Raw genomic sequence first — 1,034 nt, forward strand, 5'->3', positions numbered from 1 at the left:
CATGTTGCACCCAATCCTAGAAAAATCATTCAATTAGACGCATCAGGCAAACAAGGTCGCTATGTTAGAATCCAGTTGCTTGACAGTGACTATCTCTCTCTAGCAGAAGTTCAGGTTATGGGTGTTGATCCTTTGCGCTTTGCTGAGGTGGATTTCTCTAGTGCCCTGAATAATTTTGGTGGGTGGCATTATGATGCGCCAAATTATCCTAACTTTGCCGCCTTTGCCGCTGTTAAAGCCGATGGATCAATCATAGCGTGGGGTAGTCCGCATACTGGAGGCACGGGTGCGCCTTCTGGTAGTGGTTATACCAAGATTTATTCAAATAGGGGCGCCTTTGCCGCCCTTAAAGCCGATGGCTCAATCACGGCGTGGGGTGATCCGTATGCTGGAGGCACAGGTGCGCCTTCTGGTAGCAGCTATACCGAGATTTATTCCACTGCGCAAGCCTTTGCTGCCCTTAAAGCCGACGGGTCGATCACAACATGGGGTGTAATACCTAACACAGCTTCACCCTCTGATAGTGGCTATGCTAAGATTTATTCAAATGGACAAGCTTTTGCCGCCCTTAAAGCCGATGGATCAATCAAGGCGTGGGGTAAATCAGATTCTGGAGGCGCAGGTGCACCCTCTGGTAGAGGCTATACCAAGATTCATTCAACTGCGGTTGCCTTTGCCGCCCTTAAAGCCGATGGTTCAATCACGGCATGGGGTAACTCAGAGAGTGGAGGTGCAGGTGCGCCTTCTGATAGTGGCTATGTCAAGATTTATTCAAATGGATATGCCTTTGCTGCCCTTAAAGCCGATGGCTCAATCAAGGCGTGGGGTAACTCAGGGAATGGAGGTGCAAATGCACCTACTGACAAAGACTACATCAATGTTTATTCAAGTGAGAGAGCTTTTGCCGCCCTTAAAGCCGATGGCTTAATCAAAGCGTGGGGCGACTCAAAGAGTGGCGGCAAAGACGCACCCACTGACAAAGGCTATGCCAAGATTTATTCAAATGGATATGCCTTTGCCGCCCTTAAAGCTGA

Annotated in this window: 1 pseudogene; it reads left to right on the top strand. The window is 49.0% G+C overall.

What is annotated here, in order from left to right:
- A pseudogene (locus BBROOKSOX_RS11570) lies at positions 1-1,034 on the top strand (hypothetical protein); the annotation flags it as partial.

The sequence above is a fragment of the bacterium endosymbiont of Bathymodiolus sp. 5 South genome (assembly GCF_900128535.1).
Classification (GTDB): Bacteria; Pseudomonadota; Gammaproteobacteria; order PS1; family Pseudothioglobaceae; genus Thiodubiliella.